Here is a 20,524-nt window from a genome sequence, read left to right as displayed (position 1 = left end):
GATCAGGGAATCAGGGACCGGCGATGCAGGCCCTGTGCATCCAGCCGCAGCACCTCGGCGCGGGGAGTGGGTGCGCTCATCTCCCAGTCACTCAGCACGACACGCTGAAGGCCTTCGCCGAGCGAATGGGTGGCTGGGCGGTGGGTGTGGCCGTGGATCAGCGTGTGAGCGTCCGCGTGCGTCAACCAGGCCCGCGCCGCCTGCGTGTCCACATCGGCCCAGAGGGCCGGATCGTTGCCCGTCGCGCGCTTGCGCGCCTCACTCTGTGCGCGCAGATCGCGCGCGATGGCTTCGCGCTGAGGCAGCGGTTGTGCAAGAAAAGTGTGTTGCCAGGCCGGGTCGCGCACCTGCGCGCGAAAGCGCTGGTAGTCGGTGTCATCCAGGCACAGCCCATCACCGTGGCTGAGCAGCCAGCGCCGGTTCTGGAAGACCAGCACGGTGGGGTCATCGAGGCGCTCCATGCCGCAGGCGTCCAGGGCGGCGGGTCCGAGCAGGAAATCCCGGTTGCCGGGCATGAAGTACACCGGGACGTGGGCGCTGAAGGCCCGTAGGGCGGCAGCACAGGTGCGCCAGAAGGTATGGTCAGGAGATTCCGCTGCGCTGGCTGAGAGCACGTCGTCGCCGACCCACACCTCGAAGAGGTCGCCCAGGATGAAGAGCGCATCGGCCCGGTCATGAGCGGGGCAACGCAGATAGGCCGCCCAGTTTTCGAAGGTCTCGGGCTCGCCGGCCTGCAGATGCAGGTCCGAAATGACATCGACCGCTTGCCAGCCTGCAGGTGCGAGGCATTCGGCGAAGCGGTCGAAGTGGTTGTGGTTCATGCGGGGCAAGGGCGCGTGCGCCCTGCCAATCAGATCGCGACGGCTTTCTCGATCACGACGTCTTCCTTGGGCACGTCATCGTGGAAACCCTTGCGGCCTGTGGGCACGCCTTCGATTTTCTTGACGATCTCGCTGCCCGAGATGACCTTGCCGAAGACCGCATAGCCCCAGCCCTGTGCGCTGGGCGCGGTGTGGTTGAGGAAGCCGTTGTTGGTCACGTTGATGAAGAACTGCGCCGTGGCGGAATGCGGATCGCTGGTGCGCGCCATGGCCACGGTGTAGGTGTCGTTCTTCAGGCCGTTGTTGGCTTCGTTGGTGATCGGTGCGTCGGTGGGCTTCTGGTTCATGCCCGGTTCAAAGCCGCCGCCCTGGATCATGAAGCCGGGAATCACGCGATGGAACACCGTGTTGTTGTAGTGACCCTTGTTCACATAGGCCAGGAAGTTGCTGGTGGAAGCCGGGGCTTTTTCTGCGTCGAGTTCCAGCGTGATGACGCCTTGTCCGGCGATGTGCAGTTCGACTTTTGGGTTGGCCATGTTCATTTCTCCAGAGTGGCTTTGAGGATGGTGATGGGAGCGAGAGGCACGTTCTGGTGCATGCCCTGGTTGCCGACAGGTACGGCGCGGATCTTGTCCACGACATCCATGCCCCCGACGACTTTGCCGAAGACCGTGTAGCCGTAGCCGTCGGGCATGGGGGCGTTGAGGTTCGGATTGTTCACGACGTTGATGAAGAACTGCGAGGTAGCCGAATTCGGATTCGAGGTGCGTGCCATTGCGATGGCGCCGCGATCGTTCTTCAGGCCATTGGTGGCTTCGAGTGCAACGGGCGGCCGCGTGGGCTTCTGCTGAAGGTCTGCGGTGAACCCCCCGCCCTGGATCATGAAGTTGCTCATCACGCGGTGGAACACGGTGCCATCGTAGTGCTGGTCACGCACGTACTGCAGGAAATTCTCGACCGTCTTGGGCGCCTTGTCCGGGTACAGCTCGACCACGATATCACCCTGGGAGGTGCCCAGCTTGACCCTCGGAGCGAGCGCTCCCTGGGCGCTGGCGGCCATCGGAAGCAGGGCCGCGACCGCGACGCTGGTGGCCAGGAAGATCGCCACGCGACGGCGCGGTTGGAGAGAGGTGAGTGTCATCAGATCGTTCCTTCAAAAAAGATGGTCCAGCGATTTTGTTCGCGGACCCAGTACTGGCGTTTGGTCACGCCCCGGCTCTGGCCGACGGCCACCTCACCGAAGGTGACCACCATGGTGTCGTCCTGATCGCGCCAGTGCAGCACCGACAAATCCTTCATCTGCAGCTCGCGTCCGCCGTTCGCACGCAACTCGCCTTCGACGCGGGGCCACCATTGGGAGAGGTCGCGGCCCTGGTGCATGAACCGGGTGGAGTAGAACGCTTTGAGTTCATCGGCCTTGCCGGCTCCGCGCGCCTGCCGCCAGGCTTCCAGGACGGACTGGAACTGCTCCCGGTCTTCCGCCAGCGTTTCGGGCCGCACCCACTGGAGCGATGACGCAATCACCACCGGCGTGGTGCGGATCTGCACCGTGTTCAGCAGCCGTTGCAGGTCGGGATTGGACAACACCACACAACCATCGGAGGCCTGTGGTGCACGCACGAACTGGTCGCTCGGGGTGCCGTGCAGCCAGATGCCGCTGCCGGTCTTGCCGCGCTGCACGTCCAGCGGGTTGGGGTAGTTGATCGGCAGGGCGCCCACGCCATACAGATCGGGCAGATCGGCCGGGTTGAGGGTGCTGGTGATGTAGTACACGCCCAGCGGGGTGCGCTTGTCACCCTCATGTGTCTTCTCGATACCCGACAGGCCGACCGAGATGTAGAAATCGCCCAGCAGCTTGAGCCGAGGCAGCCGGTCTGCGTCGCCAGCGATGGCATTGCGCGCGGAGTTCAGGTTCTCGAACAGGTACAGCCGCGAGCGTGAGGCGTCGATGGCGATTGCGTGGCGGCTTTGCGGCGAAAGCGTGAGGAACTGCGTCGGCACGCTGCCTTCGGGTGGGCGCTCGGTCAGCGCGAGCAACCGGCGGTGGGATTCCTCGCGCAAGGCGCTGAGTTGTGCGGATGCCGCCATCGCCTTGGTGTCGGGTACGTCGCCCAGTTGGCGCACGGGGCGGGTTTGCAGGCTCAGCAGATCGCCGTGCACCAGATGAGCGAGCTGGAAGTTGGGATGCGCGCGCACCAGGGCTTCCGCCTGCTTCAGGGCCTCGCGGTGGCGGGCGGCGCCGATGAGCTGGTAGATCTCGATCAGTCTGGCTTCGGCCGCGCCCATGAGCGGACCGGCTTCCTGAAGGCGGGCTGCCGTCAAGGCCACCGGCGTCAGACCGGAGGCGGGTGGCGCCACCGAGCGAACTGCTTCCTGCACGCGGCTCACGGCGTTGTCGAGCATGCTCGGTGCCGGGGCGGCTTCCGTGGACGAAGGGAGGGCGTCGTGCCGGGGCGTCGGGCCGTACAGCCATGTCGCGGCCACGAACGCGGCCACAGCGACCAAGGTCGCCACGGCGAGCGCTCGCCTGCGGGGCACCATACCCTGAGCGAGGCCGTCTACCGGCCTGAGCAACTCGGTCGTGAGGCTGGCATGGCCCCGTTGCGCGAATCGCCGACCGCCCATCAAGAACCCGTGGATTCCCGAACGATCAGCCAGCGTGCACCGCTCTTCACCAGATCGAGGGTCTTGCGGCTGGTGATGTTCAGGTTGTCGGAGGTGTAGTCCTGGCGGAAGCGCGCGGTGGCGCGGTCGCCGTTGACCGTGATGTTCATGTCGCTGATGTTGACGCCGATGCGCGAGCGCGGCTCGATGCGCGAGCGGCGTTCGGCTTCCCAGGCCGAGCGCGATTGCCCGCCAGGCGGCGTGAAGCCAGGACCATACGCGCCCAGATAGGAGGGCACGTTCTTGGAAGACCAGGCATTGGCCCAGGCCGTGACGGAGGCTTCGACCTCGCGCTGGGCGTCAACGCTGGCAGCCGGTGCCGGGGCGGGCGCCGGTGCGGCTGCGGGGGTGGGCGCAGGGGCGGCGGCAACCGGAGCGGCTGGCTTGGGCGCCGGTGCGGCGGGTGCAGCCGCCGCAGGAGCAGTTGCCACGGTGTTCGTGGCCGTCCGGGCTGCGCGGGGGTCGCCGGCGAAGAGATTGCGGATGAGGCTGAGCTTGGGTGCCACGCCCGGGCTGTTCGCATCGAGTTGCAGGGCCTTGCTGTAGGCCTGGCTGGCCAGCTTGGCGTACACGTCGCCGAGATTCTCGTGGGCGGTGGCGTAGCTCGGGTTGGTGCGGATGGCCATTTCCAGCGCGGCACGCGCCTTGTCGAACTGGCTTTGCCCTGCGTAGAGCACCGCAAGGTTGTTATAGGGTTCAGGCAGCTCGGGGAAGTCTTCCGTGAGCTTGGCGAAAGTGGCGATGGCGTCGGACGACTTTCCGCTCTCGGTCTGGATCACGCCCTTGAGGAACCGCATCTGCGGGTCGCGCGGCTTGCTGGCGAGGTACTGGTCGGCCTTGAGCATGGCCTCATTGAGCTGGCCGGACCGCACCAGGCGATTGACCTCTGCGTAGTCGTCGCCCTGTGCCCAGACCGGTGAACCACTCAGGCTCACCGCTGCCAGGGTGGCCAGCGCCAACTGGCGCAGCCGTGGCGCGAACCCCTGGGAGGCTGTAGAGATGCGACCGCTTCGAGGGAGCTGTGTATTCACGTGGCGGGACATGGGACCTCGGGAAGCAAGGCTGGGCGTCCATCGGGATGGAGCCAGTGTGTCGTTGATCGGATACCCCCATGGGGCATTGCAGCTCTTGATGGGGGGCTGGATATACTGGAGGATTGTATCTGAGGGGTCCGGTTCCAGAGGCCACGCCAGACTGTATGGAACACCCACGGGGCTCGCTGTGTGGAGGGTGCCACACATGCCTGCCGACGCCGGTTTTCTGCCCCCGAGTGCCGATCTGACCCCGTGCCTGCCATCGCTCCATGACCCTGAAAATCCATAACACCCTGTCGCGCCGGCTGGAGGACTTCCAGCCCCTTGAACCCGGTCATGTGCGCATGTACGTCTGCGGCATGACGATCTATGACCTCTGCCACATCGGCCACGCCCGCATGATGATGGCATTCGATGTGGTGCAGCGCTGGCTCAGGGTGAGCGGCTACCGCGTCACCTACGTGCGCAACATCACCGACATCGACGACAAGATCATCAAGCGGGCGCTCGAGCGCGGTATCACGTTGCGCGCACTCACCGACGAGATGACCGCCGCGATGCACCAGGACATCGGGGCACTGGGCATCGAGCCTCCCAGTCTGGAGCCTCGTGCCACCGAATACGTGCCACAGATGCTGTCGCTCATTGATACCCTGCAGCGCAAGGGACTTGCCTACCAGGCTGAGAACGGTGACGTGAACTACGCGGTGCGCAAGTTTTCCGGCTACGGCAAGTTGTCGGGCAAGTCGCTCGATGACCTGCGTGCTGGTGAGCGTGTTGCGGTGGGCAGCGACAAGAACGACCCGCTGGATTTCGTGCTCTGGAAGTCCGCCAAACCCGAAGAGCCCGAAGAGGCCAAGTGGAGCAGCCCTTACGGCGCCGGCCGACCGGGCTGGCACATCGAGTGCTCGGCGATGAGCTGCAGCACACTGGGCGAGACCTTCGACATCCATGGAGGCGGTGCCGATCTGCAGTTTCCGCACCACGAGAACGAGATCGCGCAAAGCGAGGGTGCCACGGGCAAACCCCTGGCGCGCTTCTGGGTGCACAACGGCTTCGTGCGGGTGGACAACGAAAAGATGTCCAAGAGCCTGGGCAACTTCTTCACCATCCGCGAAGTGCTGGCGAAGTACGACCCCGAGACGGTTCGCTTCTTCATCCTGCGTGCGCACTACCGCAGCGCACTGAATTACAGCGACGCGCATCTGGACGATGCGCGCGGGGCTCTCAAGCGCTTGTACACCGCCTTGTTGCAGGTGCCCCCCAGCGCGCTGGACCAGATCGACTGGAGTCAGCCTCACGCGCAGCGTTTCCGTGCGGCCATGGACGAGGACTTCGGCACCCCCGAAGCCATGGCCGTGCTGTTCGACCTGGCGGGTGAAATCAACCGCAGCAAGGACGCCGCGCTGGCCGGACTGTTGCGCGCACTGGGAGGCACGCTGGGTCTGCTGCAGTCCGACCCCGCCACGTACCTGCAAGGGGGCGGTGCGCAAGGCGGGCTGGAGGAAGCGGCCATCCTGGACCTGATCGCGAAGCGTGCCGCCGCCAAGCAGGCGCGCGAGTTCGCCGAGGCCGACCGGATCCGCCAGCAGTTGCTGGAGCAGGGCATCGCGCTCAAGGATGGACCTGCCGGTACCACCTGGGAGCGCAGTTGATGGCCACCGTTCTGCCCGATCCCAGCCCTGATGCGCCCGGTTACTGGGTGGACGCTTGTCGCCATCTGATGAAACGCGATCGGGTGATGAAGAAGCTCATCCCTCAGTATGGCGGCGCTTGCCTGCAGTCCCGGGGCGATGCCTTCGTCACGCTGGCGCGCAGCATCGTGGGCCAGCAGATCTCTGTGAAGGCCGCGCAGTCGGTCTGGGACCGTTTCGAGAAGCTGCCCCGCAAGATGGCGCCCGCCCAGGTGCTCAAGCTCAAGGTGGACGACATGCGCGCGGCAGGGCTGTCGGCACGCAAGATCGAGTATTTGGTGGATCTGGCCCTGCATTTCGCGAACGATCAGGTGCACGTCAGCCAGTGGGCCGAAATGGACGACGAGGCCATCATTGCCGAGCTCGTGGCCATTCGTGGCATTGGCCGATGGACGGCGGAAATGTTCCTGATCTTCCATTTGATGCGGCCCAACGTACTACCGCTGGACGACATTGGTTTGCAGAATGGCATCAGCCATGCCTATTTTTCCGGCGAGCCGGTCAGCCGCAGCGAGATACGCGAGGTCGCGAACTCCTGGGCCCCTTTCTGCAGCGTGGCAACTTGGTATATTTGGCGGTCGCTCGATCCGCTGCCGGTGAGTTACTGAGCGCACCGGGACGTCGTTGCCACAAGACCAAAGGAGCCCACCTTGGCCAAAAAGAATTTTCTCGATTTCGAGCAACCCATTGCCGAACTCGAAACCAAGATCGAAGAACTGCGCTACGTGCAGACGGAATCCGCGGTCGACATCTCCGAGGAGATCGAACAGCTTGCAGGCAAGAGCCTGCAGCTCACCAAGGACATCTACAGCAACCTCACGCCGTGGCAGATCACCAAGATTGCCCGCCACGCCGACCGGCCCTACACGCTGGACTATGTGCGCGAGATCTTCACGCACTTTCAGGAGCTGCACGGTGACCGCCATTTCGCGGACGACCTGAGCATCGTCGGCGGTCTGGCGCGTTTCAATGGCCAACCCTGCATGGTGATCGGCCATCAGAAGGGCCGTGACACGAAGGAACGCGGCCTGCGCAACTTCGGCATGACCAAGCCCGAAGGCTATCGCAAGGCGTTGCGCCTGATGAAGCTCGCGGAGAAGTTCAAGCTGCCCGTCTTCACGTTCGTGGACACGCCCGGCGCCTATCCCGGCATCGACGCCGAAGAGCGCGGACAGTCCGAAGCGATTGGCCGCAACATCTTCGAGATGGCCCAGCTCGAGGTGCCCATCATCTCCACCATCATCGGCGAAGGCGGTTCGGGTGGCGCGCTGGCTATTTCGGTTGCCGATCAGGTGCTCATGCTGCAGTACTCCGTGTACTCCGTCATCAGCCCCGAGGGCTGTGCCTCCATCCTGTGGAAGACCAGCGACCGCGCCAGCGATGCCGCCGATGCACTGGGTATCACCGCCCACCGCCTCAAGGCGCTGGGCCTGGTCGACAAGATCGTGAACGAACCCGTGGGTGGCGCGCACCGCGATCACCGTCAGATGGCCGCTTTCCTCAAGCGCGCGCTGGGCGATGCCTGGCGCCAGGTGACGGACCTCAAGACCAGGGAGCTGCTGGATCGCCGCTACGCGCGCCTCAACAGCTACGGCCGATTCACCGACACCAAGGCCGACAGCAAGGACAAGCGCTGAGGTGAGCACCTCGCCAGCCCCGGCCAACCCCTGCGATCAGGCGTTGGCCGCGTGGTGCGGGCGCCAGGGCTTTGTGAAGCCTGCCGCGCCCATTGCAGTCGCCTACAGCGCGGGTGCCGATTCCACCGCCTTGCTGCTGGCCGCCCACCACCGTTGGCCTGGCCAGGTGATTGCGCTCCATGTCCACCACGGGTTGCAGGCGGCGGCGGACCGGTTCGTCTCACATGCCCAGGACTTCTGTGCCAGGCACGGCATTGCCTGCCGCGTCGAACACGTGCAGGCTGCACATGCCACAGGCGAAAGCCCGGAAGACGCGGCGCGCCGGGCGCGTTACATCGCACTGGCGCACATGGCCCAGAACGTGGGCGCGGGCTGTGTGCTGCTGGGGCAGCATGCCGATGACCAGGCCGAAACCGTTCTGCTGGCGCTCAGCCGTGGCGCGGGCATGCCTGGGTTGGCCGCCATGGCCGAACGTTTCGAGCGGCATGGCCAGGTGTTCGGCCGCCCGTTGCTCGCGGTGCCATCCGCTGCGTTGCGAGCGTGGCTGGGTGATGCAGGCCATGGTTTTGTGGACGACCCGAGCAACGCCGACGAGCGCTTCACCCGCAACCGCATCCGGGCCCGGCTGATGCCCGCCTGGGATGCGTGTTTTCCAGGGTTTCGCGCGATGCTCGCGCGCAGCGCGGCCCACGCGGCTCAGGCACAGCGGCTGCTCGATGAACTGGCCGCGATCGACCTCGCCCAGACGGGCACGCCGCCAGCCATCGCCGCGTTGCAGCAGCTCTCGCGCGACCGGCAGGTCAATGCGTTGAGGCATTGGCTGCGCACCGATGCGGATGTGGCGGCCAGCGCCGCGCAACTGGACGAGTTGCTCGACCAGATCGCTGCCTGCACCACCCGTGGTCACCGCATCCATCTCAAGGTGGCCAACGGATTCGTGACGCGCGAGGGCGGGTGCTTGCGTTATGCGTCCTCGGTATAATTTGCGGTTGCCTTGAGCGGCCCCAGTGCCCGGCACACCGCGCGCACGACCGCTTGCGCGGCGCAATCAACCCAATCCGATCTTTCCCGATGGCCTTGATAGTTCACAAGTACGGCGGCACCTCCATGGGGTCGACCGAGCGCATCCGCAACGTCGCCAGGCGTGTCGCCAAATGGCACCGTGCTGGCCACCAGCTCGTGGTGGTGCCCAGCGCCATGAGCGGGGAAACCAACCGCCTGCTCGGCCTGGCCAAGGAACTGGCACCGGGCAAGACCGACAGCGCCTACAACCGCGAACTCGACATGCTTGCCGCCACGGGCGAGCAGGCTTCCTCCGCCCTGCTGGCGATTGCACTGCAGGCCGAAGGCCTGGGCTCGGTGAGTTATGCCGGCTGGCAGGTGCCCATCAAGACGAACAGCGCGTACACCAAGGCGCGCATCGAATCGATCGACGACCAGCGCATCCGTGCGGATCTGGCTGCCGGCAAGGTGGTCATCGTCACCGGCTTCCAGGGCGTGGACCCTGATGGCCATATCACCACGCTGGGCCGGGGTGGCAGCGACACCTCGGCGGTGGCCGTGGCGGCTGCGCTCAAGGCCGCCGAATGCCTGATCTACACCGACGTGGACGGCGTGTACACGACCGACCCGCGCGTGGTGCCCGAGGCACGCCGCCTGGAGCGTGTGAGCTTCGAGGAGATGCTGGAGATGGCCAGCATGGGCAGCAAGGTGCTGCAGATCCGTTCGGTGGAATTCGCTGGCAAGTACAAGGTGCCCCTGCGCGTGCTCTCCAGCTTCACGCCCTGGGACATCGACCTGAATGAAGAAGCCGCCTCCGGCACCCTGATCACTTTTGAGGAAGACGAAGACATGGAACAAGCCGTCGTTTCCGGCATTGCGTTCAACCGCGACGAAGCCAAGATTTCGGTGCTCGGCGTGCCCGACACCCCTGGCATCGCCTATCAGATCCTCGGTGCGGTGGCCGAGGCCAATATCGAGGTTGATGTGATCATCCAGAACCTGAGCAAGGACGGCAAGACCGATTTCAGCTTCACGGTGCACCGCAACGACTTCCAGAAGACGCTGGACCTGCTCAAGACCAGGGTCGTGCCTGCGCTGGGTGCGTCCGAGGTGGTGGGCGATGCGCGCATCTGCAAGGTCAGCATCGTCGGTATCGGCATGCGCAGCCACGTCGGTGTGGCCAGCCGCATGTTCAAGTGCCTGAGCGTGGAAGGCATCAACATCCAGATGATCTCGACCTCCGAGATCAAGACTTCCGTCGTCATCGACGAGAAGTACATGGAGCTGGCTGTGCGCTCGCTGCACCGTGAGTTCGATCTGGACCGCACCGCGGACACCATCACTGGTTGAGTCCTCCGCCTGCGCGAATGCCTCGAAGAGTTGAGGCATAATACGCAGCTTCCGGAGTGATGACCGAGTGGCCGAAGGTGCTCCCCTGCTAAGGGAGTATGGGGTGTAGAGCCTCATCGAGGGTTCGAATCCCTCTCACTCCGCCAGTTTGATTGATTGCCAGGCGCCCTGCGCGGGCTTCTGGAACCAAAGCCCCACCCCGTGGGGCTTTTTCATGCGCCGCCTGTTCGGCTTGTGGTGTGCGCTGCTTTCTCCGTCAAGGATCGTTGCGATGAACGCTGCCACCCTGGCGCCCGCCGAACAGATGCGGCTGGCGGTGCATTACCACTCACAAGGCCTGCTGGAGCAGGCACGCGCGCTGTACGAGGGCGTGCTGCGGCAGTTCCCCAACGAGTTCGCCGTGCTCTATCACCTGGGGTTGCTCGAATCGCAGGCCGGTGACACCGAGAAGGCCGCCCTGCATTTCGGGCGTGCCGCACAGGTCAACCCCGGCAATGCCGATGCGCAGAACAACCTGGCCTACACGCTGCAGCAGATTGGCCGCCATGCCGATGCGCTGGCCGCATACCGTCAGGCCCTCGACTTGCAACCCAACGATGCCGACATTGCGATCAACCTGGGGCTGCTGTACAAGAAGTTGCGGCAGTTGCCCGAGGCGCTGGCCTGTTTCGACGAGGCCCTCGCGGCCCACCCGCAGCACACGGCACTCCTGTGCAACCGGGGCAACGTGCTGCAGATGATGGGCCGGACTGAAGACGCGCTGGAGAACTACAACCAGGCCCTGGCCAACGAACCGACCAACCCCGTGGTGCTGAGCAACCTCAGCAACGCCTTGATCGACCTCGCCCGGTACGAGGAGGCGCTCGTGCAGGCGCAGCGCGCCATCGACGCACACCCGAAGCACGCCCAGGCCTGGACCGAGAAGGGCAACGCGTTCAAGCTGCTGGACCGAACCCCCGACGCCATTGCCAGCTTTGAACAGGCGCTGGCGCTGGAGCCTGGCCTCGTGTCAGCACACACGAACCTGGCGGCCACCGTGCTCAGCGACAGCGTGAACATTCCGCGCGTGATCGACACCGGCCGCAAAAGTCTGGCCGTCTACCTGCAGTCGAACTTCGGCGCGCCGGCACTGCGCAAGTCCGGCCTGACGATGAGCGTGTTCCGGTTGCGGCACGATGTGCAGCAGGCCACCTGGCTGCGGGAGCATGGCCACGCGGTGCCCGGGGTGGCCGATTTCCTGAAGACAGGAGCCGACGCCCTGCAGCGGGCCAGCGACGACGAGCGTCTGGTGGGCGCTGCAGGTGTGCGGTTGTCGGCGACGGAACTCGGGCGCATGCAGGCGTTCCTGTGCGCACCGTGGGTGCTCGAGATGCCAGCCGACATGCCGCACGTGCTCAACCCCGACAACGACTGGCCCGCGCTCGAGGCGGCCTACCTGGCGGGCACGCCCGAGATCCTCACCATCGACAACTTCCTGTCCTTGCCCGCGCTCAAGGCCCTTCAGGAGTTCGCCCATGCCTCGCGTGTGTGGCACGGCGAGTACGCCAACAACTACCTGGGGGCATTCGCCAACCGGGGATTCAGCAGCCCCGTGCATCTGCAGCTCGCGCGTGAGCTCAGGCAGCGCATGCCGCGCGTGTTCAAGGACTACCTGCTCACGCAGCTCTGGGGGTTCAAGTACGAACCTGCGGTGACACGCGGCATCAACGTGCATGCAGACTTTGCCAAGGTGAATCTGAATTTCTGGATCGCACCGGGCGAAAACAATCTGGATCCCGAGAGCGGTGGCCTCAAGGTGTATGACGTGCCTGCACCGGCGGACTGGACCTTCATGCAGTACAACGCCGACAGCGCGTTGATCCACGACTACCTGAAGCGGCACAACGCTGGTTGCGTGACGGTGCCGCACCGCTGCAACCGGGCTGTGCTGTTCAACTCGGCGCTGTTTCACGAGACCGACACCATCCGCTTCCGCGAGGGATACGAGTCGCGACGCGTGAACATGACTTACCTGTTCGGCCAGCAATTGCGCTGAGGCCCGTCAACCGACCTGGCTGCATCTTTCGACGACATGACCAACCCGACCACCGCCAGTTCGCTGAGCCGCGCAGCTTTCGCCACGCTGTTGCTCATCGCTTTCATGATGGGCGCCAACCACGTCGCCGCACGCCTGGCATTCGACAACGGTGTGAGTGTGGCGACGGCGGTGGCTTTTCGCAGCAGCGTGACGGCATTGGTGGTGGCAGGAATCCTGCTGGTCTACCGAGTGCCGGTGAGCCTGCAGCCCAGGCACCGCAAGGCCTTGCCCGCCATCGGCCTGCTGGTGGGCGTGCAGAGCCTGTGCCTCTACGCCGCCGTGGCTCGCCTGCCGGTGGCGCTCGCGCTGCTGGCCTTCAACACGTATCCGCTGTGGACGGCGCTGTGGGCGCGCGTGTTCTACGGCCAGCGGCCGCAGCCGCGCGTGCTGCGCGCCATGCCGGTGATGCTCGCCGGTCTCGCGCTCGCGCTGGATGTCTTCGGGGCGGCCTCGGGCCTGGGCGCGTCCGGTCACTGGGCGCGCATCGGCGTGGGCGTGGGTTTCGCACTGGCGGCGGCGGCCACGTTCGGCATGGCGCTGGTGCTCACGCAACACGAGACGGGCGATCTCGATGGCCGGCTGCGCACCGCCACGACGATGGGGATCGTGGCCGTGATGGCCTTGATCGCGACCACCGCGCAAGGCGGCCTGGCCCTGCCCACCGCGCCCACCGGGTGGTGGGGCTTGCTGGGCCTCACATTTCTCTACGGCACAGCGTTCACCATCATGTTCACCGTGCTGCCCAGGCTCGGCGTGGTGGGCAACTCCGCGATCATGAACATCGAGCCGATCTTCGCGCTGGTGCTGGCCTGGGCAATCCTCGGGCAGTCCATTGCATCGGTGCAGGTGGCGGGTGGCCTGGTGGTGGTGGCCACGGTGATGTGGCTGGGGCTGCGCAAGGGCTGAAGGCTCGAGCCTAGTCCGGGTCGTCGAGCGACGCGCTCCAGCGGTCGTTCCATTCGCCCCGCGGCGCGGTGCCGCGCAGGTCTTCGATCTGGCGCCGGTCGCGCTTGGTGGGGCGTCCCATGGGCTGGCTGTGGGCGGGTTCGGGGGCCAGCCGGCGGCGCTCGGCCGCTTCGGCGCGTTGCTGGAGCGAGGCGGCCGTCTCCTCGTAGAGCAGGGCGGCCACGGACGCCGGTCCCCGCACACCGCTCACGGCCCGGACAGCCACGGTGCGTGTGTCGGGCCCGATGCGCAGTTCCAGGGTGTCGCCGGGTTTCACGTCGCGAGAGGGCTTCACGGGCAGCCCGTTGAGGCGCACATGGCCTTTGTCAATGGCCTCGCTGCTCAGGCTGCGGGTCTTGTAGAAGCGCGCGGCCCAGAGCCATTTGTCGAGTCGGATCTTCTGGCTGTTGCCGTCGTCGTTGGTGGTTTTCATGCAGGTGATGTCGAATGGACCCGTGGCAGCCGGACGGTGGCATCCAGTCCGACAACCTGACCGTGAAGCATGCGATTGTCCAACTCGATGTCGCCACCGAGCGACAGCACGATCTCACGGCAGATGGCCAGGCCCAGACCCGAACCGGAGAGGCCGGGGGTCTGATGCGGGCCACCGGTGGCGAAGGGCTGGAACAGCCGCTGTCGCAACGTGGATGAGATGCCCGGGCCCTGGTCGCGGATGGTGAGTGCCGCGGTCTGCCGGTCCGCGACGAGCACGACCGACAGACTCGAATCCGGCGGCGTGTTCTTGATAGCGTTGTGCAGCAGGTTGCGGCTGAGTTCGCGCAGCGCCCATTCGTGCGCCTGAACCGGCGCGGGCTGCGTGTCGATGGAAAAGTCGAGCGAGCGCTCGGCAATGAGAGCGGAGAGATCGAGCGCCACCGCACGCAGCACGGCCGACCATTCCGTTACGGGTGGCTTGCCGTCCTGGCGCAACTGCTCCACCTTGGCCAATGCCAGCATCTGGTTGGCCAGTTCGGTGGCACGTTCCACCGTGTGACCGATTTCCTCCAGCGCCTGCTGGGGCTGCACATCGCCGCGCCGTGCCGACTGCACCTGCGTCTTGAGCACGGCCAGCGGTGTGCGCAGCTGGTGCGAGGTGTCTCGCACGAACCGCTTCTGGTGTTCCAGCAGGTGCGACAGCCGTTGCATGTGCTGGTTGGTGGCGTCCAGCAGCGGCAGCAGTTCGCGCGGCGCGCCTTCGGTGCCCAGTGGCGAGAGGTCGTTTTCGCTGCGCATGCCCAGGGCCTGGCTGAGCGCACGCACGGGCCGTGTGGCGCGCTGCACGACAAACACCACCACCAGCGCGATGACGATCACCAGCGCGGCCTGGCGCCACAGCGTGTCGATCAGGATCTGCCGTGCCAGGGTCTGGCGCAGTTCCAGCGTCTCGGCAACCTGGATGGTGGCCATGCCCTGTTCGTACACACCGGAGACGGGTTGCAGCAGCACTGCCATGCGCACCGGAACGCCCCGGTATTCGTCGTCGTAGAAATTCACGAGCGCGGCATAGAGGTTCTTCTGGGGAATGTCGCGCCGCCACGCGGGCATGTCGTCGAAGCCCGAGACCATCTCGCCCTTGAGCCCGCTCACCCGGTAGTAGATGCGGCTGCGGTTGTCGGCCTCGAAGGCCTCGAGTGCGGAATAGAGCAGGGTGGATTCGACGATCACATCGTTGCCCGAGCCGGTCACGCGCAACTGCTCACCGAGCGATTTCGCGGTGGCGAGCAGGGTGCGGTCGTAGGCGGTGTCGGCGGCGTCGAGGGCCTGCCGGTACAGCACGACGGTGTTGATGAGCACGAAGGCGAAGACCGGCAGCAGGATGCCCATGAGCAGCGTGCGGCGCAGCGAGGCCGCGCGTGGCCGGGTGGCATCGACCCTGGGCTTCACGGGCTGGCTTTCAGCAGATAACCCAGGCCGCGCAGCGTGACGAGCTGCGCGCCCGTGTGTGCGATCTTCTTGCGCAACCGGTAGGCCACCACTTCGATCGCCTCGGGTTGCACCTGGCTCTCGCCCGGGAACACGAGTTCGAACAGGCGTTCCTTGGCGATGGCATGGCCGGGTTTGCCAAGCAGCGCATGCAGCATCGCGAGCTCCCGCGGCGCCAGTTCCATCGGCTCACCACCGAAGTACACGGCGCCACTGTCTTTGTCCACGTGCATGCCACACCACACCGGTCCGCGAGGGGGCGATGCGGCGCTGTCGGCATTGCCCGAGCGGCGCACCAGAGCGCGCACACGCGCCTCCAGTTCGTCGAGGTCGAAGGGCTTGGGCATGTAGTCGTCGGCGCCCGTGTTCAGTCCGAGGATGCGGTCGCCCACCGTGCCACGCGCGGTGAGCACGATCACGGGCGTCTTCAGGCCCGCCGCGCGCGCCTGGCTGAGCACCTCCAGCCCGTCCATGCCCGGCAGGCTGAGATCGAGCAGCACGGCATCGGGCAGGCTGGCCTGCCACAGAGTGAGCGCGCGGGCGCCGTCGTCGCAGCCCAGCACCTGCATGCCGCGCCGCTCGAAGCTGCGCCGCAAGGTGGTCTGCATCGTGGCGTTGTCTTCGATCAGGAGCAACTTCATGGCGCCGATTATGGGCACGGCGCGCGACGCCACCGGTGCGCCCCGGCACCGCGCCTAGGGTTTGTCCCGATCCGTTGGACAGCGAACTGACAGCCCCCGACAAGAGCATGGCCACTTCCATTCACTTCAGGAGACATCATGAAAAAGCAGGCAGCGGCCCTCGCGGCCCTGGGGTTGGTCAGTGGTCTGGCGAGTGCGCAATCCTCGGTGACGCTGTATGGCGTGGTCGACGTCGCGCTCGAGCGCGTCAAGGGCGCGACCTCGCTCACGCGCGTCACCTCGGGCCAGATGTTCGGATCGCGCTGGGGCGTGCGCGGCGTTGAAGACGTGGGCGGCGGCATGAAGGCCACGTTCCTGCTCGAGTCCGGCTTCAACGCCGACACGGGCACGCTGGGCCAGGGCGGCCGCCTGTTCGGCCGCCAGGGTTATGTGGGTCTGGGCGGCCACTGGGGCACGGTGCGCCTCGGGCGCCAGTACACCCCCATGGACGATATCGCCAGCATCATCGGCACCAAGGTGTACGACGTGGTGAGCGTGGTCCCCATCATCGGCAACGGCGACTACAACCGCGTGGACAACGCCATCACCTATGTCTCGCCCACTGTGGCCAATACGGTGTTCCAGCTCCAGTACAGCCTGGGTGAGGAGCGCGCCAGCACCAACACCAGCGCGGACTTCGGCAAGCAGGTCAGCGCGCACGCCCTGTACGCGCAAGGCCCATGGACGCTGGGCCTGTCGCTGATGCAGGTGGCTGATGCCGATGGCGTGCTGGCCGGCAAGCAGGGCAAGGACGCGCTGCTCTTCGTGGGTGCCTACGACTTCGGTCCCGTGAAGCTGACCGGCTATTACGACATCGAGGACAAGGCAGTCGAGAAGCTCAAGCTGTTCGGCCTGGCGGCGGCTTTCAAGGTCGGCGAGAACACGGTGCTGGCCGTGGGTGCGGCGCAGGCAAAGAACGTCAATGGCTCGGCCGCTGCCGGCGACGACGCCAGGATCTACACGCTGCAGGCCACGCACAACCTGTCCAAGCGCACCGCGCTGTACGGCCACATCACGGCGGTGTCCAACGACACGGCGTCCGCGCTGGGTTTCAACAACCCGGTGGCCGGGCAGAGCTCCAGCGGTATCCAGGTCGGTATCCGCCACCGCTTCTAAGCACGCGCGGCGCAGGGTGTGCCCTAGGGTTTTCACTGATGAGATGGACAGCGAACTGACAGCGTGCAGGCAGAAGATACGCCCATCGGTTCAGCCACATCCAAGGAGACAAGCCATGCGTCGCGACACCTTCCTCAAATCCCTGGCGGCACTCGCTGCCGCCGGTGCATTGCCCAATGCCGCGTGGGCCAATGCGAACATCAAGATGATGATTCCGGCCAACCCCGGGGGCGGCTGGGATGGCACTGGTCGTGCACTCGGTGACGCCATGCGGGACGCGGGCGTGGCGGCCACCGTCACGTACGAGAACAAGGGCGGCGCGGCCGGCGCGATCGGCCTGGCCCAGTTCTACAACGCGAGCAAGGGTGACCCGAACGCGCTCATGGTGATGGGTGCCGTGATGCTCGGCGGCATCATCACCGGCAAGCCACCGGTCTCCGTCACGCAGCTCACGCCCATTGCGCGTCTGACCACGGAATACAACGTCTTCGTGCTGCCAGCGAACTCGCCCTACAAGACCATGAAGGACGTGGTCGAGCAGTTGAAGAAGGACCCGGGCAGCATCAAGTGGGGCGGCGGTTCGCGTGGTGCCACCGAGCACATCGCGGCCGCGCAGATCGCGCAGATCGTCGGCGTGCCAGCCTCGAAGATCAACTACGTGCCCTTCCGAGGGGGCGGTGAAGCCACGGCGGCGATCCTCGGCGGCAATGTCACCGTGGGAGGCAGCGGCTACAGCGAGTTCCAGCAGTACATCGAGAGCGGCAAGATGCGCCCGATCGCCATCACGTCGGGCCAGCGCGTCAAGGGCATCGATGTGCCCACGCTGAAAGAGCAGGGCATTGACGTGGAGATCGGCAACTGGCGTGGCGTGTACGGCGCGGCCGGCATCACCCAGGCCCAGCGCGATGCGCTGACCGCGATGGTCGTCAAGGCCACGCAGAGCAAGTCGTGGGCGGCCGCGGTCGAGAAAAACAACTGGACACCCGCGTTGCTCACCGGCAAGGCCTTCGACGAATTCGTGGACAAGGACTTCTCCTCGTTGCGCGCGACCATGGTCCGGGCCGGCATGGTGTGAGATCGGAGCACCCCCCTGCGCCGCGTTGCGGCTTCCCCCCTCTCTGGCGCGCCTGCGGCGCTGGGAGGGGGGACGGCATTTCGGGCCGGCGGAGCCGGACCCTTGATGCCTCTGGATGGGGCCTCGCTCCGGTTGTTGACTCACCCTTTTGAAAGTACTCCATGGAGTTGAAACCCATGCCCAAACCCAATATTCACCATTCGGGCCAGTTGGCCATGGGCATTGGCGCACTTGCGGTGGCTGGCGTGCTCGCGTTCGGCGCCCTGGCCATTCCTTCTGATGCGGGCTACGCCGGCGTCGGCCCTGATTTCCTGCCCTGGGTGGTGAGTGCCGCGCTCGCACTCTGCGGCGTGATGCTGATCCGTGAAGCGCTCACCGGTGGCTACCGGAACATGGAAGAGCCCTCGGGGGCGCCGCGTGGCGACTGGCGGGCGCTGGCCTGGGTCTCGGCCGGCGTGCTGCTCAATGCCGCGCTGATCACCACCATCGGCTTCATCCTGAGTTGCGGTCTGTGCTTCGTGCTCGCGGTTCGCGGCCTGCGTGCCAGTGAGGGAAAGCCTGCCGGTGATCTGCGTCAGACGCTGAAGGACGCGGTCACGGGCATCCTCATCGCCGCGCCCGTGTACTGGCTGTTCACCAAGCTGCTCGCGGTGAACCTGCCGGGCATCACCGCCAGCGGCTGGATCTGAACGCGAGGTCGACAACATGCTGGAAACGCTCAACAACCTGCTCGCGGGTTTCGCCACCGCAGGCACGCCCATCAACCTGCTGTGGGCCTTTGCAGGCTGTGCGCTGGGCACCGCCATCGGCGTGCTTCCGGGTCTCGGCCCGGCCGTCACCGTGGCCATGCTGCTGCCCATCACGGGGCAGGTCGAGCCCACGGCTTCGATGATCTTCTTCGCCGGCATCTACTACGGCGCCATGTACGGTGGCTCCACCACCTCGATCCTGCTCAACACCCCGGGCGAGACGGGCACCATGGTCACCGCACTCGAAGGCTTCAAGATGGCCAAGAGCGGGCGCGCGGGCGCGGCACTGGCCACCGCCGCCATCGGTTCTTTCGTGGCCGGCAGCATCGCCACCATCCTCGTCACGCTGTTTGCGCCCATGCTGGCCGAATTCGCCGTCAAGCTTGGGCCGCCCGAGTATTTCTGCCTGATGCTGCTGGCCTTTACCACCGTGAGCGCGGTGCTGGGCCAGAGCACGCTGCGCGGTCTCACTGCGCTGTTCTTCGGCCTCGCCCTGGGCCTGGTCGGTATCGACCAGATCACCGCCCAGGTGCGCTACACCGGAGGCATTCTCGAGTTCATGGACGGCATCGAGGTGGTGCTGGTGGCCGTGGGCCTGTTCGCGGTGGCCGAGGCGCTCTACAACGCGCTTTACGAAGGCCGCAGCGAAGCCAGCATGAACAAGCTGACCAAGGCCCACATGACGCGTCGCGAGTGGCGCCGCTCGTGGCCGGCCTGGCTACGCGGCACGGCCATCGGTTTCCCCTTCGGCACCATTCCCGCCGGTGGCACCGAGATTCCCACCTTCCTGAGCTACGCCACCGAGCGCAAGCTGGCCGGGCCCGAGGAAAAGGCGGAGTTCGGCACCACCGGCGCCATCGAAGGCGTGGCGGGCCCCGAGGCCGCCAACAACGCTGCCGTCACCGGCACGCTGGTGCCGCTGCTCACGCTGGGCATTCCGACATCGGTGACGGCGGCCATTCTCTTGAGCGCGCTGCAGAACTACGGCATCAACGCCGGCCCGCAGCTGTTTCAGACGTCGTCCGCGCTGGTGTGGGCACTCATCGCCTCGCTGTACATCGGCAACGTGATGCTGCTGGTGCTCAACCTGCCCATGGTGGGGCTTTGGGTGAAGCTGCTGAAGATTCCACGCGCGCAACTTTATGCCGGCATCCTGATCTTCGCCACGGTGGGTGTGTACGGCATGCGCCAGAGCGCGTTTGACCTGTTCCTCATGTATGGCCTGGGTCTGTTGGGCGTGGTGATGCGCCGCTACGACTTCCCCACCGCCCCGGTGATCGTGGGTCTGATCCTTGGCCCCATGGCCGAGGCGCAGATGCGCAATGCGCTGTCCATCGGTGAGGGCAGCTTCATGGTGTTCCTGCAGCGGCCGATGTCGGCCACGCTGCTGGCTGTGGTGGTGGCGGTGCTGGTGCTGCCCCGGTTGCTCGCGCGGCGGGTGCCTCGCTAGGTTTTCAGGCGTGCACCTCGCGGCACGCGGACGCGGTGCGCTCTGCTCTGCGGCTGTCCCCCGACCCGGCTTTGCCGGGTCTCCTCCTTTTATGCCGCTGCGCAGAGCGCACCGCGCCCGCGAGCAGAAGTGATGTGGCGCACAGAGTGCAGGTGAGCGCATCGGGGTAAGGGGGTACGGCGCAGCGGCATAAAAGGAGGAGGGTCGGGCAAAGCCCGGCCCGGGGGACAGCCGCGGAGCCGTGCGCCCTTACCTCGATGTGCGGTGAAGCCGGAGAAAACCCGAGCAGACGCATAGGTGCACGAGG

19 protein-coding genes and 1 tRNA gene are annotated in these 20,524 nt (G+C 65.8%); 12 read left to right on the top strand and 8 right to left on the bottom strand.

The window, feature by feature from the left end; genetic code table 11:
• Nucleotides 1-2: 2 nt before the first annotated feature.
• The 5 genes from J2X09_RS02230 to J2X09_RS02210 form a co-directional block, all read right to left on the bottom strand.
• Complete coding sequence (locus J2X09_RS02230) at nucleotides 3-821, bottom strand: UDP-2,3-diacylglucosamine diphosphatase (protein ID WP_204731715.1); 819 nt, start codon at nucleotides 819-821, stop codon at nucleotides 3-5.
• 29 nt (nucleotides 822-850) lie between these two features.
• Complete coding sequence (locus tag J2X09_RS02225) at nucleotides 851-1,357, bottom strand: peptidylprolyl isomerase (RefSeq protein WP_204731714.1); 507 nt, start codon at nucleotides 1,355-1,357, stop codon at nucleotides 851-853.
• A gap of 2 nt (nucleotides 1,358-1,359) precedes the next feature.
• Nucleotides 1,360-1,962, bottom strand: coding sequence for a peptidylprolyl isomerase (locus tag J2X09_RS02220; protein ID WP_204731713.1), 603 nt, complete (start codon nucleotides 1,960-1,962; stop codon nucleotides 1,360-1,362).
• Nucleotides 1,962-3,335, bottom strand: a complete 1,374-nt coding sequence (locus J2X09_RS02215; protein WP_310307235.1) for a L,D-transpeptidase family protein — start codon at nucleotides 3,333-3,335, stop codon at nucleotides 1,962-1,964. Before J2X09_RS02215 ends, J2X09_RS02220 begins: the two co-directional genes overlap by 1 nt.
• Nucleotides 3,336-3,445: 110 nt before the next feature.
• The gene (locus J2X09_RS02210) at nucleotides 3,446-4,516 is read right to left on the bottom strand and encodes a nuclear transport factor 2 family protein (protein WP_374726477.1); all 1,071 of its coding nucleotides are present in this window, start codon (nucleotides 4,514-4,516) and stop codon (nucleotides 3,446-3,448) included.
• 272 nt (nucleotides 4,517-4,788) lie between these two features.
• On the opposite strand from J2X09_RS02210, the gene cysS reads away from it, so the two are divergent.
• The 8 genes from cysS (at nucleotide 4,789) to J2X09_RS02170 (ending at nucleotide 13,185) form a co-directional block, all read left to right on the top strand.
• A complete protein-coding gene (gene cysS / locus J2X09_RS02205; protein ID WP_204731711.1) occupies nucleotides 4,789-6,174 on the top strand; it encodes a cysteine--tRNA ligase in 1,386 nt (461 codons plus the stop codon).
• Nucleotides 6,174-6,821, top strand: coding sequence for a DNA-3-methyladenine glycosylase family protein (locus J2X09_RS02200; RefSeq protein WP_204731710.1), 648 nt, complete (start codon nucleotides 6,174-6,176; stop codon nucleotides 6,819-6,821). Before cysS ends, J2X09_RS02200 begins: the two co-directional genes overlap by 1 nt.
• 42 nt (nucleotides 6,822-6,863) lie before the next feature.
• The gene (locus J2X09_RS02195) at nucleotides 6,864-7,850 is read left to right on the top strand and encodes an acetyl-CoA carboxylase carboxyltransferase subunit alpha (RefSeq protein ID WP_204731709.1); all 987 of its coding nucleotides are present in this window, start codon (nucleotides 6,864-6,866) and stop codon (nucleotides 7,848-7,850) included.
• A gap of 43 nt (nucleotides 7,851-7,893) precedes the next feature.
• Nucleotides 7,894-8,832 (top strand): tRNA lysidine(34) synthetase TilS, encoded by a 939-nt coding sequence (gene tilS / locus J2X09_RS02190; RefSeq protein ID WP_310307530.1) that lies wholly within the window; start codon nucleotides 7,894-7,896, stop codon nucleotides 8,830-8,832.
• Nucleotides 8,833-8,921: 89 nt separating this feature from the next.
• Nucleotides 8,922-10,202 (top strand): aspartate kinase, encoded by a 1,281-nt coding sequence (locus J2X09_RS02185; RefSeq protein ID WP_204731707.1) that lies wholly within the window; start codon nucleotides 8,922-8,924, stop codon nucleotides 10,200-10,202.
• A gap of 53 nt (nucleotides 10,203-10,255) precedes the next feature.
• Nucleotides 10,256-10,348: transfer RNA gene (locus J2X09_RS02180), tRNA-Ser, on the top strand.
• A 125-nt stretch (nucleotides 10,349-10,473) separates the two neighbouring features.
• On the top strand, nucleotides 10,474-12,237 hold the full coding sequence (locus J2X09_RS02175; protein WP_204731706.1) for a tetratricopeptide repeat protein: 1,764 nt from the start codon (nucleotides 10,474-10,476) through the stop codon (nucleotides 12,235-12,237).
• 36 nt (nucleotides 12,238-12,273) lie between these two features.
• Nucleotides 12,274-13,185, top strand: a complete 912-nt coding sequence (locus J2X09_RS02170) for an EamA family transporter (RefSeq protein WP_204731705.1) — start codon at nucleotides 12,274-12,276, stop codon at nucleotides 13,183-13,185.
• A gap of 10 nt (nucleotides 13,186-13,195) precedes the next feature.
• On the opposite strand, the gene J2X09_RS02165 is transcribed toward J2X09_RS02170, so the two are convergent.
• The 3 genes from J2X09_RS02165 to J2X09_RS02155 are packed head-to-tail and all read right to left on the bottom strand — an operon-like array spanning nucleotide 13,196 to nucleotide 15,788.
• A complete protein-coding gene (locus J2X09_RS02165; RefSeq protein WP_204731704.1) occupies nucleotides 13,196-13,657 on the bottom strand; it encodes an Hsp15 family ribosome-associated heat shock protein in 462 nt (153 codons plus the stop codon).
• Complete coding sequence (locus J2X09_RS02160) at nucleotides 13,654-15,048, bottom strand: sensor histidine kinase (protein ID WP_204731942.1); 1,395 nt, start codon at nucleotides 15,046-15,048, stop codon at nucleotides 13,654-13,656. The genes J2X09_RS02165 and J2X09_RS02160 overlap by 4 nt, the downstream gene beginning before the upstream one ends.
• A 56-nt stretch (nucleotides 15,049-15,104) precedes the next feature.
• A complete protein-coding gene (locus tag J2X09_RS02155) occupies nucleotides 15,105-15,788 on the bottom strand; it encodes a response regulator transcription factor (protein ID WP_204731703.1) in 684 nt (227 codons plus the stop codon).
• A 138-nt stretch (nucleotides 15,789-15,926) separates the two neighbouring features.
• On the opposite strand from J2X09_RS02155, the gene J2X09_RS02150 reads away from it, so the two are divergent.
• The 4 genes from J2X09_RS02150 (at nucleotide 15,927) to J2X09_RS02135 (ending at nucleotide 20,217) form a co-directional block, all read left to right on the top strand.
• Nucleotides 15,927-16,943 (top strand): porin, encoded by a 1,017-nt coding sequence (locus J2X09_RS02150; RefSeq protein WP_204731702.1) that lies wholly within the window; start codon nucleotides 15,927-15,929, stop codon nucleotides 16,941-16,943.
• A 115-nt stretch (nucleotides 16,944-17,058) separates the two neighbouring features.
• Nucleotides 17,059-18,018 (top strand): Bug family tripartite tricarboxylate transporter substrate binding protein, encoded by a 960-nt coding sequence (locus J2X09_RS02145; protein ID WP_204731701.1) that lies wholly within the window; start codon nucleotides 17,059-17,061, stop codon nucleotides 18,016-18,018.
• Nucleotides 18,019-18,194: 176 nt separating this feature from the next.
• Nucleotides 18,195-18,707: a tripartite tricarboxylate transporter TctB family protein gene (locus J2X09_RS02140; protein ID WP_204731700.1), complete on the top strand. Its 513-nt coding sequence runs from the start codon at nucleotides 18,195-18,197 to the stop codon at nucleotides 18,705-18,707.
• 16 nt (nucleotides 18,708-18,723) lie between these two features.
• Complete coding sequence (locus tag J2X09_RS02135) at nucleotides 18,724-20,217, top strand: tripartite tricarboxylate transporter permease (protein WP_374726476.1); 1,494 nt, start codon at nucleotides 18,724-18,726, stop codon at nucleotides 20,215-20,217.
• The last annotated feature ends 307 nt before the right edge of the window (nucleotides 20,218-20,524 follow it).

It is taken from the genome of Hydrogenophaga laconesensis, assembly GCF_031457235.1.
GTDB lineage: Bacteria > Pseudomonadota > Gammaproteobacteria > Burkholderiales > Burkholderiaceae_C > Hydrogenophaga > Hydrogenophaga laconesensis.
The sequence above is the reverse complement of the archived record's forward strand: the minus strand, read 5'-3'. Positions and strand labels throughout refer to the sequence as shown.